The following is a 13305-nucleotide window of genomic DNA, read 5'->3' on the forward strand; positions in this document are numbered from 1 at the left end:
CCTGTGCAGGCACGGATCGGCGCGCTACCGTGGAACGCATGTCGCATCTCGCTCTCGATCTCGGCAAGCAGGCATCCACTCTCGGCGTGAAGGCCGCCTACGGCGAGCAGCTCGAGCTCGACGGGGTGCGGATGGTCCCGGTGGCCCTCACGTGGACGGGCTTCGGCGGCGGCGCGGACGACGAAGGCAACGGCGGTGGCGGGGGCGGCGGCTACGCGGTGCCGCTCGGCGCGTACATCCGTCGCGGCGACGACCTTCGTTTCGAGCCGAACGTCGTCTCCTTCCTCGCCGTCGCGATCCCGTTCGTGTGGGTCGCGGGTCATGCCCTCAGCCGTGTCATCCGCGCCTTCAAGAAGTAGGGCCGAAGAACTCACGCGCGCGGTCGACGCCGCCGTCGAGGTCCTCGTCGCGGCGATCCCGCAGCTCGCCGCGGCGAATCCCGTCATCCTGATCGACGGGCGCAGCGGGGCGGGGAAGACGTCGCTCGCCGGCCGGCTGGTGGCGCGGTGGCCTCTGCGCGGCCCGGTGCAGCTCGTCTCCCTCGACATGCTCTACCCCGGGTGGGACGGCCTCGCGGAGGGCGTGGCGTACACGCGCGAGCAGATCCTCGTCCCGCACGCGCGCGGCCGCATCGGGACGTGGCAGCGCTGGGACTGGGAGGCGGGCGAGCGGGCGGAGGCCCACGCGGTGGATCCCGCGCTCGCGCTCGTGGTCGAGGGATCCGGCCTGCTCACGGCCGACACGGAGCCGCTCGGCGACCTGCGGGTGTGGGTGGATGCCCCGGACGGCGCGCGCCGCGACCGGGCCCTCGCGCGCGACGGGGACACGTACCGCCCGCACTGGGAGCGCTGGGCTACGCAGGAGGCGGCCCACCTCGCCCGGGATCTCCCGATCACGCGCGCGACGCAGACGTTCGCGCTTCCGTAGCGCTCCTCAGGACACGGCGCGGACGAGGCCGTCGAGGCGGACGCCGAGCCAGTCGTAGATGCCGTAGCGAGGGTCGCTCGGGTCGTGCCCGTCCTCGGTCGTGATGCCGAGCCGGGTCGCGATCACGAGCCGCAGCGCCGTGAGCGTCCGCAGCCACGCTCCGACCCCGTCGGGCTCGAGCACGACCGCGATCTCCGGGCCACCGTCGTCGAGCGTCGTGGGATCCGCGTCGAGCTCCGTGAGCGTCGCGAGCTGCGCGAGGATCCCCTGCGCGTCGTCGCGCCGGCGGCCGAGGAGCTCGCCGCGCGTGACGGAGCGGAAGTCGCGCGAGGCCTCCGCGTCATCCGGATACGCGTCCGGCACGAGACGCGCGATACCGGGATCGTCGCCCGTGCCCGGGGCGGTGTCGTCGAGCAGCTCGAGGAACTGACGGAGGAGCGCCGCCAGGTGCAGGACCTCCGCCGTCGCCAGCTCGAGCACGACCTGAACGCTCACCGCGCCGCCTTCCGGATCGTGGCCCACAGGCCGTAGTCGTGCATCGCCTGCGCGTGCAGTTCCATCTGCTCGCGCGCGCCCTCTGCGACCACCGCGTGGCCGTCGTTGTGGACGGCGAGCATGAGGGTCGTCGCGCGCTCCTCGGTGAAGCCGAAGTACTCGCGGAACACGTGCACGACGTAGCTCATGAGGTTGACCGGGTCGTCCCAGACGACGGTCTGCCACGGCCCGCTCCGCTCGATGCGGGTCGTCTGGTCGAGATCGATGTCGAGGTCGGGGAGCGCGAGGCTCATCAGGCCCATCCCAGCTCATGGAGGCGCGCGTCGTCGATCCCGTAGAAGTGCGCGATCTCGTGCACGAGGGTCGTGTGCACCTCGTCGCGCAGCTCGGCCTCGTCGTCGCAGGCGGCGAGGTGCGGCTCACGGTAGACGACGATGCGGTCCGGCAGCTCGCCGGTCCCGTAGCGGTCGCGCTCCGTGAGAGCCCAGCCCTCGTAGAGCCCGAAGAGGTCGAGACTGCCGTCCTCCGGGCGGTCTTCGACGACGAACACGACGTTCTCGAGACCGTCCACCATGTCGGCGGGCAGCCGGTCGAGCTCGTCGATCACGAGCTTCTCGAACGCGTCGGGATTCAGCTCCATCGCGACCAATCAGAGATTGGGGTGAGTAACGGGACTTGAACCCGCGACCCCCTGGACCACAACCAGGTGCTCTACCAACTGAGCTATACCCACCATGCGCCCGTGTTCACGGGACAACCAGAAGATTCTCTCACACCCCCGGTGCGAAGGCCGACACGACGGAGGCGGCGACGGCGCGTGCGTCGTCGGTCGTGGGGCCCGGTTCCGGCACGAACACGGCCTGCCGGTAGTAGGCGAGCTCGCGGATCGACTCGCGGATGTCGGCGAGCGCGCGGTGGCCGCCGTCCTTCGCGGGCGCGTGGAAGTACGCGCGCGGGAACCAGCGGCGCGAGAGCTCCTTGATGGAGGAGACGTCGACGTTGCGGTAGTGCAGCCAGCGGTCGAGCTGGGGCATCTGCGCCGCGAGGAACATGCGGTCGGTGCCGATCGTGTTGCCCGCGAGAGGGGCCTTGCCCTCGACCGGAGCGAACCGGCGCACGTACTCGAGCGCCTGCAGCTCCGCCTCGGCGACGCTCACCCCGCCGGGGATCTCCTCGAGCAGCCCGTTCTTCGCGTGCATCCCGCGCACGAACTCGCTCATGCCCTCCATCGCGGAGTCGTCGGGCTTGATGACGACGGAGAAGCCCGGATCGAGCGCGCGCAACTCGAAGTCGGTGACGATGACGGCGATCTCGACCAGTTGGTCGACCGCGAGATCGAGACCGGTCATCTCGCAGTCGATCCAGACGAGCCGGTCGTTCTCGGGAGATCCCACCATGGGACGAGTCTAGTGACGACCGGGGACCCCGATCCGGAACGCCCCTCCGGGAGGATTCGAACCCCCGACCTTGCGGGTAGAAACCGCTCGCTCTGTCCCCTGAGCTACGGAGGGAAGGTCCACTCAGGCTACAGCCAGCCGTTCTCCTCGGCGATTCGGGCGGCGTCGGCGCGGTTGCGGGCGCCGGTCTTGCCGATCGCGCTGGACAGGTGGTTGCGCACGGTCCCCTCGGAGAGGTGGAGGATGCGCGCGAGGTCCGCGACCGACCCGCCGGTCCGTGCGGCCGACAGCACGTCGGACTCGCGCTCGGTCAGCGGGGAGTCGCCGGCGGCCAGCGACTCGGCCGCGAGCTGCGGGTCCACGACGCGGAGCCCCTGCGCCGCGCGGCGCACTGCGTCCGCCAGCTGCGGGGCGGGCGTGTCCTTCACGACGAACCCGGATGCTCCCGCCTGCAGCGCCCGCTTGAGGTAGCCCGGCCGGCCGAACGTCGTCACCATGAGCACGCGGCAGCCCGGCAGCTCCGCCCGCAGCAGCGAGGCGGCGGCGATCCCGTCGATCCCGGGCATCTCGATGTCGAGGAGGGCCACGTCGGGATGGGCGTCCCGCGCCGCGGGGAGCACCTCGTCGCCCCGGCCGACCTCCGCGACCACGTCGATGTCCGGCTCCAGGCCGAGCAGCGCGGACAGCGCCCCGCGGACGAGCGCCTGGTCGTCGGCGATCAGCAGCCGGATCGTGTCCGTCACATCGACGCCCGCAGGCTGAAGCCGCCGAGGTCGCTGCGGCCGATCGTGAGGCGTCCCCCGACGGCCTCGACGCGCTCGCGCAGGCCCAGCAGGCCGGAGGATCCGTGCGGGGTCTCCCGCGGCCCGACCCCGTCGTCGGCCACCTCCACCTCGTGTGCGGTGAGGCGGATGCGGCAGACCGAGGCGCCGGAGTGGCGCACGACGTTCGTGACGCCCTCGCGCAACACCCAGCCGGCGAGCTCCCGCCGCTCGGACGAGACGGCCTCGGTCGAGCCGGGCAGCTCGCTCGCGATGCCGGCGGCCTCCAGCGCGACGCGGGCCGCGGCGAGCTCCCCGCTCACCGTGACGCCGCGCACGGCCGCGACGGTCGCGCGCACGTCGGCGAGGGCGGCGCGCGCGAGCGACTCGACCTCGGCGATCTCGCGCTGCGCCCGCGCAGGGTCGACCTCCGCGAGCCGGCCGGCGAGCTCGGCCTTGACGGTGATCACGGTCAGCGAGTGGCCGAGGATGTCGTGGATGTCGCGCGCCACGCGCCCGCGCTCCCGCTCCACCGCCATCAGCTCCAGCTGCCGCTGCGTCGCGCGCAGTTCGTTCATGGCCGCGAGGGTGCGCCCGAAGCCCGCCATCATGAGCGAGATCGAGACGATGATGAGCGGGATCCAGAGGATGCCCTCGCTCCAGCCCTCCGTGATGCCGGCCGTCAGGGTCGCGAGGAGACCGAGGCCGAGGATGATTGCGGCCGTGACGCCCCAGGCCAGCACGCACATCCCGACGATGACGCCGACGTAGGTCCAGATCGTGGAGAGGTGCCAGCCGAGCCAGGGGAACAGCGCGAAGCTCAGCGCGAAGAGAAGCGCCGGGACGATCAGCCGCCGCGTCCCGGCCAGCATCCACGCGGTCGGTCCGGCGAGAAGGAACGCGGCCCCGAACACGACGACGAGCGCGATGCCGATCCCCGCCTGCAGGGCGGTCGGGGAGACCGCGACCATCGCCTGCGCGACCGAGACCAGCCAGACCAGCGAGATCCCGCCGCCGACGTACCAGCTGCGCGACCCGCGAGCGCCCAGGACGGCGAGGCGGCTCGGGTAGCGCGGGGGAGCGGCGCCCGCCCACAGCACCGGCCAGCCGGGGCCGGCGAACTCCGGGGCGGGCGGCGCGGCACGTTCCTCGTCCACGCTGCTCACCCTAGAGCCGGCCGACATCGTCACACCCGTTTGGTGTCGCGCCGGAAGAAGAACGCGGTGCCGGCGACGAAGATCGCGAGCCAGACGATCGCGTTCACGAGCGCCCAGATGTCGAACGCGTCGCCCGTGAGGGGTGCCCGTGCGATCTCGCTGATGCCGTACACGGGCGTGAACTTCGCGATCGTCTGCAGGAAGTCGGGCATGCTGCTCAGCGGATAGAACAGGCCGCCGAGGAACGACAGCAGCACGATCACGAGGCTGGTGATCTGCGCCGCGTTCTCGCCGGGCACCATGTAGCCGACCATGAGACCGAGCGTCGTGAAGACGGCCGAGGCGAGGATCCACGCGGTCAGACCGGTCACGATCCATTGCGCGGGGCTGAGCTGCACGCCGCTGATCGCGCCCGCGACATACGTCGCGACGACGGCGAGGAGGCCCAGCAGCATCCCGGCGATCATCTTCATGACGACGTTCACGACCGGGTTCAACGGCGTCAGGCGCAGCTGCCGGCTCCAGCCCTGTGCACGCTCCACCGCGACGGCCGCGCCGGTCTGGGTGGCCGACATCATGGCGCCGTACATCGCCATCGACACCATGATGTACGACGCCACCGACGGTCCGCCCGCCGAGATCGGGGTCGCGGTGAGCGGTTGGTTCACGAGCCGTGCGCCGATGATGACGTACATCAGGATGGGGAATGCGACCGTGAACAGCAGCGTCCGGCGGTTGCGGAGCTTCCGCTTCAGCTCGATCGCGAGGTAGGTGAGCGTGAAGCCGCCGAGCGGCGGCACGCGCCGGTCGAGGGTGACCCGGTCGGTCGTCGCACTGGTCATCGCCGTGCTCCTTCGGTGCTGTTGTCGTTCGCGGTGAGGGCGAGGAAGACGCTCTCGAGGTTCTGGGCCGTGATCTCCACGTCGTGCGCGGCGGTCTCGGTGAGGAGGTACCGTGCGACGGCGTCGGAGTCGCGCGTGTGGAGGGAGATACGGTCGCCCTTCGTCTCGACGTTCTCGACGTTCGGCATCGCGGCGAGCGCGACGGGATCGGCGCCCGGCAGGGTCGCCTGCACGATGCGGCCGGAGACGAGGTTCTTGATCTCGGCGGTCGTGCCGTCCGCGACGATGCGGCCGCGGCTCATGAGCACGATCCGGTCGGCGTACTCGTCGGCTTCGTCGAGGTAGTGGGTGGCGAACAGGACGGTGCGCCCACGCGCCGCATCCGCGCGGATCGCGCCCCAGAACGCGCGGCGTCCCTCGACATCCATGCCCGTCGTGGGCTCGTCGAGGATGAGGAGGCCGGGGTCGCTCAGCAGGGCCATCGCGAACCGCAGTCGCTGCTGCTGCCCGCCCGAGCAGACGCCGACGCGGCGGTCGGCGATCGAGGTGATGCCGGCGCGCTGGAGCACCTCGTCGATGGGACGCGTGTCGACGAAGAGACTGGCGGTGAGCTGGAGCGTCTCGCGGACCGTGATGTCCTTCAGGAGACCGCCGGTCTGGAGGACCGCGGAGACGAGGCCGTGGGTGATGGCGCCGCGCGCCGACTCGCCGAAGACCTCGACCGTGCCGCGGTCGGGATGCGTGAGCCCGAGGAGCATGTCGATCGTCGTCGTCTTCCCGGCGCCGTTCGGGCCGAGGAAGGCGACGATCTCGCCCTGTCGGACGGTGAGGTCGACCCCGTCCACGGCGTGGACCTGGCCGAACGACTTGACGAGGCCCCGGGCCGAGACGGCCAGGGGAGCGGCCGTCGTGGCCGAGGCGGTGGCGCTGCCGGTGGGGGCCGGGCGCGGTGCGGAGGATTCCATGCCTCCAGCATTCCCCGACGAGCCCGCGGATGCCGCGCACGCGCGTCATGGAATGCCCGTGACATTCGTCATCGGATCCACCCTCCCCAGGCGGTCGCGAGCGACGCGTTGTCCCCAGTCCGGCGACCGAGCACGTGGTGGGGCGCGCCGGTGCGGATGCTGGGGTCAGCTCCGGCGCTCGGCGGGCACCCGGGCGCCGGAGCGGCCGGGGAGGGTCCCTGGCCGGGAGGGATTGACATGGGCGACACGATCACCGTCACGGGAAACATCGCGTCCGACCCGGAGCGAAGGGTGACCGCTTCGGGCATCGTCATCGCCAGCTTCCGGCTGGCGAGCCGGCAGCGGAGGTTCGACAGATCCGCGAACGCCTGGGTCGACGGCGATACGAACTGGTATTCCGTGTCGGCGTTCCGGGCGCTCGGCGAACACGCGTACGCGTCGCTGCGCCGCGGAGACCGCGTCGTCGTGGTCGGGCGGCTGCGTTTGCGCGAGTGGGAGACGGCGACGAAGAAGGGCTGGTCGGCGGAGATCGACGCCGACTCCCTCGGTCACGATCTGCTGTGGGGCACGACCACGTTCCAGAGGGACGAGAGCGCTCGCGCGCCGCGTCCGGCGGCCTCCGCCGAGCAGACGCCCGCGCCCGTCGTCGAGCCGGTGGCGACGGTACGGCCGGAGACGGCGGACCTGTCCGACCGCTGGTCGGCGCCGCTCGTCCCCTCCGGTGCGCCGGCGATCGACGCGGACGAGATCCCCTTCTGAGCCGCTTAGACTCGACGGGTGCCGGACATCCCCCCTCTCGGGCGCGTGGTCGCCATCGTCGCGGGGGTGCTCCTCTCGGCGGGCGCGCTCGCCGCTTGCACGGGCGCTCCGCAGGCCGCCCCGACGACCCCGACGGCGACCGTCACCTCGACCCCGACGGCCACGCCGACCCCGACTGCGACGCCGATCGTGTTCGTGCCGAACGGGACCGCCGAGCAGAACCTGCCGTGGTTCGCGCAGATCGTGCGGCAGGTCTGGGCGGGGCCCGACCAGGTGCACGGCCGGGCCTACATCGATGCGCTCGTGGCGGGCGGCTTCGACAAGCGGGCGATGCAGGTCACCGAGGACGAGTCCACGGTCGGGAACCCCGCGGAGAGCATCCAGTTCTCGGTCGTCGTCCAGGGCGCGTGCCTCGTGGGCCAGGTGGGTCCGGCGACCGGAAACCCGGTGGCGACGGTCCTCCCCGTGCTCGGCACGGGAGGCTGCCTCCTCGGGAACACGCGTCCGATCGACTGGTAACACCCCCCTCTAGACTGGACAGGCTATGGCTGAGTACATCTACCAGATGGTCCGCGCCCGCAAGACGGTGGGCGACAAGCTGATCCTCGACGACGTGACGATGGCGTTCCTGCCGGGTGCCAAGATCGGCATGGTCGGTCCGAACGGCGCCGGCAAGTCGACGATCCTCAAGATCATGGCGGGGCTCGACCAGCCGTCGAACGGCGACGCGACCCTCACTCCGGGCTTCAGCGTCGGCATCCTGATGCAGGAGCCCGAGCTCGACGAGTCGAAGACGGTGCTGGAGAACATCCAGGACGGCATCGCGATCAAGGCCAAGGTCGACCGCTTCAACGAGATCTCCGGGCTCATGAGCGATCCGGACGCGGACTTCGACGCGCTGCTGGCGGAGATGGGCACGCTGCAGGAGGAGATCGACGCGGCCGACGCGTGGGATCTCGACTCCCAGCTCGAACAGGCGATGGACGCGCTGCGCACCCCGCCCGGCGACGCCTCCATCGGGAACCTCTCCGGCGGTGAGAAGCGCCGCGTCGCGCTCACGAAGCTCCTGCTGCAGAAGCCAGACCTCCTGCTCCTCGACGAGCCCACCAACCACCTCGACGCCGAGAGCGTGCAGTGGCTCGAGCAGCACCTGCAGAAGTACCCCGGCGCCGTGATCGCGATCACGCACGACCGGTACTTCCTCGACAACGTCGCGGAGTGGATCGCCGAGGTCGACCGCGGCCGCCTCATCGGCTACGAGGGCAACTACTCGACGTATCTGGAGAAGAAGCGCGAGCGCCTCGAGGTCCAGGGCCGGAAGGACGCGAAGCTCGCCAAGCGCCTCGCCGACGAGTTGGACTGGGTGCGCTCGAACGCGAAGGGCCGTCAGGCCAAGTCGAAGGCGCGCCTCGCGCGCTACGAGGAGATGGCTGCGGAGGCCGAGCGCACGCGCAAGCTCGACTTCGAGGAGATCCAGATCCCGCCGGGGCCGCGCCTCGGCAGCCTCGTGATCGAGGCGAAGAAGCTCGAGAAGGGCTTCGACGGCCGCTCCCTCATCGACGGCCTGTCCTTCAGCCTCCCGCCGAACGGGATCGTCGGCGTCATCGGCCCGAACGGCGTGGGCAAGACGACGCTCTTCAAGACGATCGTGGGGCTGGAGCCGCTCGATGGCGGCGACCTCAAGATCGGCGAGACCGTCAAGATCAGCTACGTCGACCAGACCCGCTCGAACATCGACCCGGAGAAGACCCTGTGGGAGGTCGTGTCCGACGGGCTCGACATCATCACGGTCGGCAAGACGGAGATTCCGTCACGGGCATATGTCTCGAAGTTCGGCTTCAAGGGGCCGGACCAGCAGAAGAAGGCCGGCATCCTCTCCGGCGGTGAGCGCAACCGTCTCAACCTCGCGTTGACGCTCAAGGAGGGCGGCAACCTGCTGCTCCTCGACGAGCCGACGAACGACCTCGACGTCGAGACGCTGGGCTCGCTCGAGAACGCGCTGCTGGAGTTCCCGGGCTGCGCCGTGGTCATCACGCACGACCGGTGGTTCCTCGACCGGATCGCGACGCACATCCTCGCGTACGAGGGCACCGAGGAAGAGCCCGACCGCTGGTACTGGTTCGAGGGCAACTTCGAGGCCTACGAGCAGAACAAGATCGAGCGCCTCGGCGCGGATGCCGCGGCCCCGCACCGCTCGACGTACCGCAAGCTCACGCGTGACTGAACGCCTTCACGTCCCGATCCCGCTGCGGTGGGGCGACCTCGACGCGAACAACCACGTCAACAACACCTCGATGCTGCGCCTGCTCGAGGAGGCGCGGATCCGCGCGTTCTGGCGTCCGGAGAAGGGCGAGACCGCGCCCGCGACGGCCGTCCTCGGTCTCGAGGCGAGCCGGTCGCTGGCCTCGGTCATCGCGCGTCAGGAGATCGAGTACCTGCGCTCGGTCCCGTACCACCGCGATCCGCTGGACGTGCAGCTGTGGATCGGCCGCCTCGGCGGCTCCAGCCTCGAGGTCTGCTACGAGGTCTTCAGCCCGTTGGGCGACGCGGAGCAGGTGCTCTACGCGCGCTCCACCGCGGTCGTGGTCGTCGTCGACGCGGAGGCGGGCACGCCCGTCCGCCTGCCCGCGGAGCTGCGCGCGGCCTGGGCCCCGCTCGTCGGCGAGCCGATCGTGTACACGCGCGGGCGCTGACCCGGCGGGATCACGCCCCGGGGGCGGGGACCCGAACCATGATCTCCTGAGCCGTCGAGGCCACGAGGGCGCCGTCCCGCGTGTAGAACCGGCCGGTGGAGAGCCCGCGGCCGCCCTGGGCGCTCGGCGACTCCAGCACGTAGAGGAGCCACTCGTCCGTGCGCGCCGGACGGTGCCACCACATGGCGTGGTCGAGGCTCGCGACGTTCAGACCGGGCGTCGACCAGGAGAGCCCGTGCGCACGGAGGATCGTCTCCTGGATGGAGAGGTCGCTGAGGTACGCGAGGATCGCGCGGTGGATCGCGGGGTCGTCCGGAAGCGGCCTGCGCACCCGCATCCACACCGCGTGCTGGGGGCGGGTCTCCGCCTGTGCCGTGAGGTAGATCGGCCCGGAGACGTGCCGGAGCTCGACCGGCGCGTCGAAGACCGCGCGGCCGGTCAGCGGATGCACGTCGAGGTCGGCGTCCGAGGTCGCCGCGACCTCCTCCGGCGAGGGGATCCCTGCGGGGGCCGGCACCTCGTGCTCGACGCCGGGGCTCTCGTCCTGGAACGACGCGATCATGGAGAAGATCGGCACCCCGCGCTGGAAGGCCTGCGCGCGTCGCGTCGAGAACGAGCGGCCGTCGTGGATGCGGTCGACCGCGAAAGTGACCGGCTCCGAGGCGTCACCGGGCCGGAGGAAGTAGCCGTGCATCGAGTGCGCGATCCGCTCCTCGGGCAGTGTCCGCGCGGCGGCGACGATCGCCTGCGCCAGCACTTGGCCGCCGAAGATCCGCCCGGATCGCATCGGCTGCGAGTCACCGGTGAAGATGTCCTCCGTCGTGCGCGCACCCGTCGAGTGCAGGTCGAGGATGTCGCGCAGCTGCGCGACCGCAGCCTCCGCGTTCCCGTTCGCGTCGTTCGTCACGGATCCTCCTCGGCATACGGCTCTCGCGCGGTTGATAGTTTAGGGCGGATGGTTCCTCCGCTCGTCTTCGTGGATGCCGCGACGGCGGCCGACGCCCTCACCTTCGCGCGGCGCGCCGCACGTCTCGGGGAGGATGCCTCGCTCCGCCTGCAGGCCCGCGACGGCGTGCTGCTCCTGACGACCGCGGTGCTCGCCCCCCGCGGGCTCCTCGACCCGTCGCCCACCGTGCTCGCGTCCCGCACGGCGCGAGTCGATCCCGAGCTCGTGTGCGATGTCGTCGTCGATCCCGCCCTGCTCGCGCCAGGGGTGGATGCTGCCTCGCTGGCGCTCCCCGAGAGCGGCCTGTCAGTCGGCTGGGCCGGCGTCGCCCCGCCCCGGGCCGGGTGGTCCACCGCGGGCGAGGTGGCGGCATCCGTTGTCGCCGCAGCGGCGCAGCGCGGCATGGCCGAAGTGGCCGGCGAGACGTCGGCCACGATGAGCGAAGAGGCCCTGCGGACCGTGCGCGCGCGCGTGTGGGGTGCGCCCGAGCCGGCGCTGCACGGCCTGCCCCTCGGTGCCGCCTTCGCCGCGTTCACGCTCGGTTTCGTGTCCGGCGAGGAAGCGGCCCGGCTCTACGCGGCCGAGCGCTGGTCGCGCCTGACGTTCGCCCGCGGGCACGTGCTCGTCCGGCTCCCCGCCCGCACGGGCCTGACCCCCGTCCGCACGACGGGCTGACCCGTTCGACCCGCCTAGACCGCGAGGGCGGCGGTTCGGCCGGCGGCGCGCCCGGAGAACAGGCATCCGCCGAGGAACGTGCCCTCGAGCGCGCGGTAGCCGTGCATCCCGCCGCCGCCGAAGCCGGCGGCCTCGCCGGCCGCGAACAGGCCCGGGATCGGCGCGCCGTCCGCGCCGAGCGCCCGGGACTGCAGGTCGGTCTCGATGCCGCCCAGGGTCTTGCGGGTGAGGACGTGGAGCTTCACGGCGATGAGCGGACCCGCCGCGGGATCGAGGATGCGGTGCGGTTTCGCGGTGCGCACGAGCCGGTCGCCGCGATACGCGCGCGCGGAGCGGAGCATCGCGACCTGCGCGTCCTTCGTGAACGCGTTGCCGATCTCGCGGTCGCGCGCCTCGACCTCGCGGCGGACGCGGGCGGCGTCCAGGACCTCGCCGCCCGGGAGGTCCCGCATCCCGGCGATGAGCGCGTCCAGGTCGTCGCGGACGACGAAGTCCTCGCCGTGGTCGAGGAACGCCTGCACGGGCCCTGCGGCCCCCTTGCCCAGACGCGACCGGAGCAGCAGGGGCACGTTCTTCCCCGTCAGGTCGGGGTTCTGCTCGCTGCCGGACAGCGTGAACTCCTTCTCCACGATCCGGTGCGACAGCACGAACCACGAGTGGTCGAACCCCGTCGCGCGCAGGTGCGCGAGCGTGCCGAGCGTGTCGAAGCCGGGGAAGAGCGGAACGGGCAGGCGCCGGCCGGTCGCGTCGAGCCAGATCGACGACGGACCGGGGAGGATACGGATGCCGTGGCCGGGCCAGATCGGATCCCAGTTCCGGATGCCCTCGACGTAGTGCCACATCCGATCCCGGTTGATGAGTCGGGCGCCCGCGGCTTCGGTGGGGGCGAGCATCGACCCGTCAACGTACGCCGGGACGCCCGTCACCATCGACGCCGGCGCGGTGCCCAGCCGCTCCGGCCAGAGGTGCCGTACGAGCTCGTGGTTGCCGCCGATGCCGCCGGACGCCACGATCACCGCGCCGGCCTCGATCTCGAACTCGCCGATGACCTCGCGGGAGCTCTCCGCCGCGCGGGCCGCGCCCGAGGGCGCCAGGATCTCGCCGCGGGCGCCGGTCACCGCGCCGTCCGTCACGACGAGGTCGGTCACCCGGTGGCGGGGGAGCACCTCGAGCCGCCCCGCGGCCTCGGCCTCCTCCAGCGGACCCTGCAACGCGGTGACCAGGGCGGGGCCGGTGCCCCACGCGATGTGGAAGCGAGGCACGGAGTTCCCCGGCCCGTCCGCCGTGTAGCCGCCGCGCTCGGCCCACCCGACGACGGGGAAGAAGCCGACCCCGAGCGAGCGCAGCCAGGCCCGCTTCTCGCCCGCCGCGAAGTGCAGGTACGCCTCCGCCCAGCGCCGCGGCCAGGCATCCTCGTCCCGGTCGAATCCGGCCGTGCCGAACCAGTCCTGCTCGGCGAGGGCGGGGGAGTCGCGCACGCCCATCCGCCGCTGCTCGGGGGAGTCGACGAGGAAGAGGCCACCGAACGACCACCACGCCTGCCCGCCGAGATTCGCGCGGGGCTCCTGGTCCACGATCGTGACGCGCCGGCCGGAGGCCAAGGCTTCGTGCGCCGCCGTGAGGCCCGCGAGCCCCCATCCGACGACGAGGACGTCGGTGCGATGTGCGGCGCTCATCCGGACTCCTTC

The 13305-nt window shown here is 71.7% G+C and carries 17 protein-coding genes and 2 tRNA genes; 7 read left to right on the forward strand and 12 right to left on the reverse strand.

The features are described 5' to 3' along the window. Positions 1-38: 38 nt before the first annotated feature. Both ABCS02_RS23470 and ABCS02_RS23475 read left to right on the forward strand, forming a co-directional pair. A complete protein-coding gene (locus ABCS02_RS23470) occupies positions 39-359 on the forward strand; it encodes a hypothetical protein (RefSeq protein ID WP_345838120.1) in 321 nt (106 codons plus the stop codon). After that, positions 322-927: a hypothetical protein gene (locus ABCS02_RS23475; RefSeq protein WP_345838121.1), complete on the forward strand. Its 606-nt coding sequence runs from the start codon at positions 322-324 to the stop codon at positions 925-927. The genes ABCS02_RS23470 and ABCS02_RS23475 overlap by 38 nt, the downstream gene beginning before the upstream one ends. A 6-nt stretch (positions 928-933) precedes the next feature. Here the strand turns inward: ABCS02_RS23475 and ABCS02_RS23480 are convergent, their stop codons facing one another. The 10 genes from ABCS02_RS23480 to ABCS02_RS23525 all read right to left on the reverse strand — a co-directional run bounded on the left by ABCS02_RS23480 (position 934) and on the right by ABCS02_RS23525 (position 6544). After that, positions 934-1422 (reverse strand): DUF2017 family protein, encoded by a 489-nt coding sequence (locus ABCS02_RS23480; RefSeq protein WP_345838122.1) that lies wholly within the window; start codon positions 1420-1422, stop codon positions 934-936. Next, on the reverse strand, positions 1419-1724 hold the full coding sequence (gene clpS, locus ABCS02_RS23485; RefSeq protein WP_345838123.1) for an ATP-dependent Clp protease adapter ClpS: 306 nt from the start codon (positions 1722-1724) through the stop codon (positions 1419-1421). Before clpS ends, ABCS02_RS23480 begins: the two co-directional genes overlap by 4 nt. Further along, complete coding sequence (locus ABCS02_RS23490; protein WP_345838124.1) at positions 1715-2062, reverse strand: metallopeptidase family protein; 348 nt, start codon at positions 2060-2062, stop codon at positions 1715-1717. The genes clpS and ABCS02_RS23490 overlap by 10 nt, the downstream gene beginning before the upstream one ends. Before the next feature lie 17 nt (positions 2063-2079). Beyond that, positions 2080-2155, reverse strand: a tRNA-His gene (locus tag ABCS02_RS23495). Positions 2156-2192: 37 nt separating this feature from the next. Continuing rightward, positions 2193-2819 (reverse strand): oligoribonuclease, encoded by a 627-nt coding sequence (orn, locus tag ABCS02_RS23500; RefSeq protein ID WP_345838125.1) that lies wholly within the window; start codon positions 2817-2819, stop codon positions 2193-2195. A 41-nt stretch (positions 2820-2860) separates the two neighbouring features. Next, positions 2861-2933, reverse strand: a tRNA-Arg gene (locus ABCS02_RS23505). A 14-nt stretch (positions 2934-2947) separates the two neighbouring features. Further along, the gene (locus tag ABCS02_RS23510; RefSeq protein WP_345838126.1) at positions 2948-3562 is read right to left on the reverse strand and encodes a response regulator transcription factor; all 615 of its coding nucleotides are present in this window, start codon (positions 3560-3562) and stop codon (positions 2948-2950) included. Further along, positions 3559-4737: a sensor histidine kinase gene (locus ABCS02_RS23515; protein WP_345838127.1), complete on the reverse strand. Its 1179-nt coding sequence runs from the start codon at positions 4735-4737 to the stop codon at positions 3559-3561. The genes ABCS02_RS23510 and ABCS02_RS23515 overlap by 4 nt, the downstream gene beginning before the upstream one ends. 29 nt (positions 4738-4766) lie before the next feature. Beyond that, positions 4767-5579, reverse strand: coding sequence for an ABC transporter permease (locus ABCS02_RS23520; protein ID WP_345838128.1), 813 nt, complete (start codon positions 5577-5579; stop codon positions 4767-4769). Then, positions 5576-6544 (reverse strand): ABC transporter ATP-binding protein, encoded by a 969-nt coding sequence (locus ABCS02_RS23525; protein WP_345838129.1) that lies wholly within the window; start codon positions 6542-6544, stop codon positions 5576-5578. Before ABCS02_RS23525 ends, ABCS02_RS23520 begins: the two co-directional genes overlap by 4 nt. Before the next feature lie 237 nt (positions 6545-6781). Between ABCS02_RS23525 and ssb the strand changes: the two genes are divergently transcribed. Genes ssb through ABCS02_RS23545 form a run of 4 tightly spaced genes read left to right on the forward strand, consistent with a single transcriptional unit; the run spans position 6782 to position 9996 of the window. Then, positions 6782-7303 carry a single-stranded DNA-binding protein gene (gene ssb / locus ABCS02_RS23530; RefSeq protein WP_345838130.1) on the forward strand — a complete coding sequence of 174 codons (522 nt, stop codon included), beginning with the start codon at positions 6782-6784 and terminating at the stop codon, positions 7301-7303. Positions 7304-7321: 18 nt separating this feature from the next. After that, positions 7322-7822: a hypothetical protein gene (locus tag ABCS02_RS23535; RefSeq protein WP_345838131.1), complete on the forward strand. Its 501-nt coding sequence runs from the start codon at positions 7322-7324 to the stop codon at positions 7820-7822. 25 nt (positions 7823-7847) lie between these two features. Beyond that, positions 7848-9527 (forward strand): energy-dependent translational throttle protein EttA, encoded by a 1680-nt coding sequence (gene ettA / locus ABCS02_RS23540; protein ID WP_345838132.1) that lies wholly within the window; start codon positions 7848-7850, stop codon positions 9525-9527. Next, complete coding sequence (locus tag ABCS02_RS23545; protein ID WP_345838133.1) at positions 9520-9996, forward strand: thioesterase family protein; 477 nt, start codon at positions 9520-9522, stop codon at positions 9994-9996. The genes ettA and ABCS02_RS23545 overlap by 8 nt, the downstream gene beginning before the upstream one ends. Before the next feature lie 10 nt (positions 9997-10006). On the opposite strand, the gene ABCS02_RS23550 is transcribed toward ABCS02_RS23545, so the two are convergent. After that, positions 10007-10903 (reverse strand): acyl-CoA thioesterase II, encoded by an 897-nt coding sequence (locus ABCS02_RS23550; protein WP_345838134.1) that lies wholly within the window; start codon positions 10901-10903, stop codon positions 10007-10009. Positions 10904-10951: 48 nt separating this feature from the next. On the opposite strand from ABCS02_RS23550, the gene ABCS02_RS23555 reads away from it, so the two are divergent. Then, positions 10952-11617 carry a hypothetical protein gene (locus ABCS02_RS23555; RefSeq protein WP_345838135.1) on the forward strand — a complete coding sequence of 222 codons (666 nt, stop codon included), beginning with the start codon at positions 10952-10954 and terminating at the stop codon, positions 11615-11617. Positions 11618-11631: 14 nt separating this feature from the next. On the opposite strand, the gene ABCS02_RS23560 is transcribed toward ABCS02_RS23555, so the two are convergent. Next, positions 11632-13293 (reverse strand): FAD-binding dehydrogenase, encoded by a 1662-nt coding sequence (locus tag ABCS02_RS23560; protein WP_345838136.1) that lies wholly within the window; start codon positions 13291-13293, stop codon positions 11632-11634. Positions 13294-13305 lie beyond the last annotated feature (12 nt).

Source organism: Microbacterium sp. X-17, assembly GCF_039615055.1.

Bases quoted from the DNA above. Each gene is read 5' to 3' on its own strand.
- ABCS02_RS23470 (WP_345838120.1), top strand. From the start codon at position 39: ATGTCGCATCTCGCTCTCGATCTCGGCAAGCAGGCATCCACTCTCGGC.
- ABCS02_RS23560 (WP_345838136.1), bottom strand. From the start codon at position 13,293: ATGAGCGCCGCACATCGCACCGACGTCCTCGTCGTCGGATGGGGGCTC.
- ABCS02_RS23555 (WP_345838135.1), top strand. From the start codon at position 10,952: ATGGTTCCTCCGCTCGTCTTCGTGGATGCCGCGACGGCGGCCGACGCC.
- ABCS02_RS23490 (WP_345838124.1), bottom strand. From the start codon at position 2,062: ATGGAGCTGAATCCCGACGCGTTCGAGAAGCTCGTGATCGACGAGCTC.
- orn (WP_345838125.1), bottom strand. From the start codon at position 2,819: ATGGTGGGATCTCCCGAGAACGACCGGCTCGTCTGGATCGACTGCGAG.
- ettA (WP_345838132.1), top strand. From the start codon at position 7,848: ATGGCTGAGTACATCTACCAGATGGTCCGCGCCCGCAAGACGGTGGGC.
- ABCS02_RS23520 (WP_345838128.1), bottom strand. From the start codon at position 5,579: ATGACCAGTGCGACGACCGACCGGGTCACCCTCGACCGGCGCGTGCCG.
- clpS (WP_345838123.1), bottom strand. From the start codon at position 1,724: ATGGGCCTGATGAGCCTCGCGCTCCCCGACCTCGACATCGATCTCGAC.
- ssb (WP_345838130.1), top strand. From the start codon at position 6,782: ATGGGCGACACGATCACCGTCACGGGAAACATCGCGTCCGACCCGGAG.
- ABCS02_RS23475 (WP_345838121.1), top strand. From the start codon at position 322: ATGCCCTCAGCCGTGTCATCCGCGCCTTCAAGAAGTAGGGCCGAAGAA.
- ABCS02_RS23525 (WP_345838129.1), bottom strand. From the start codon at position 6,544: ATGGAATCCTCCGCACCGCGCCCGGCCCCCACCGGCAGCGCCACCGCC.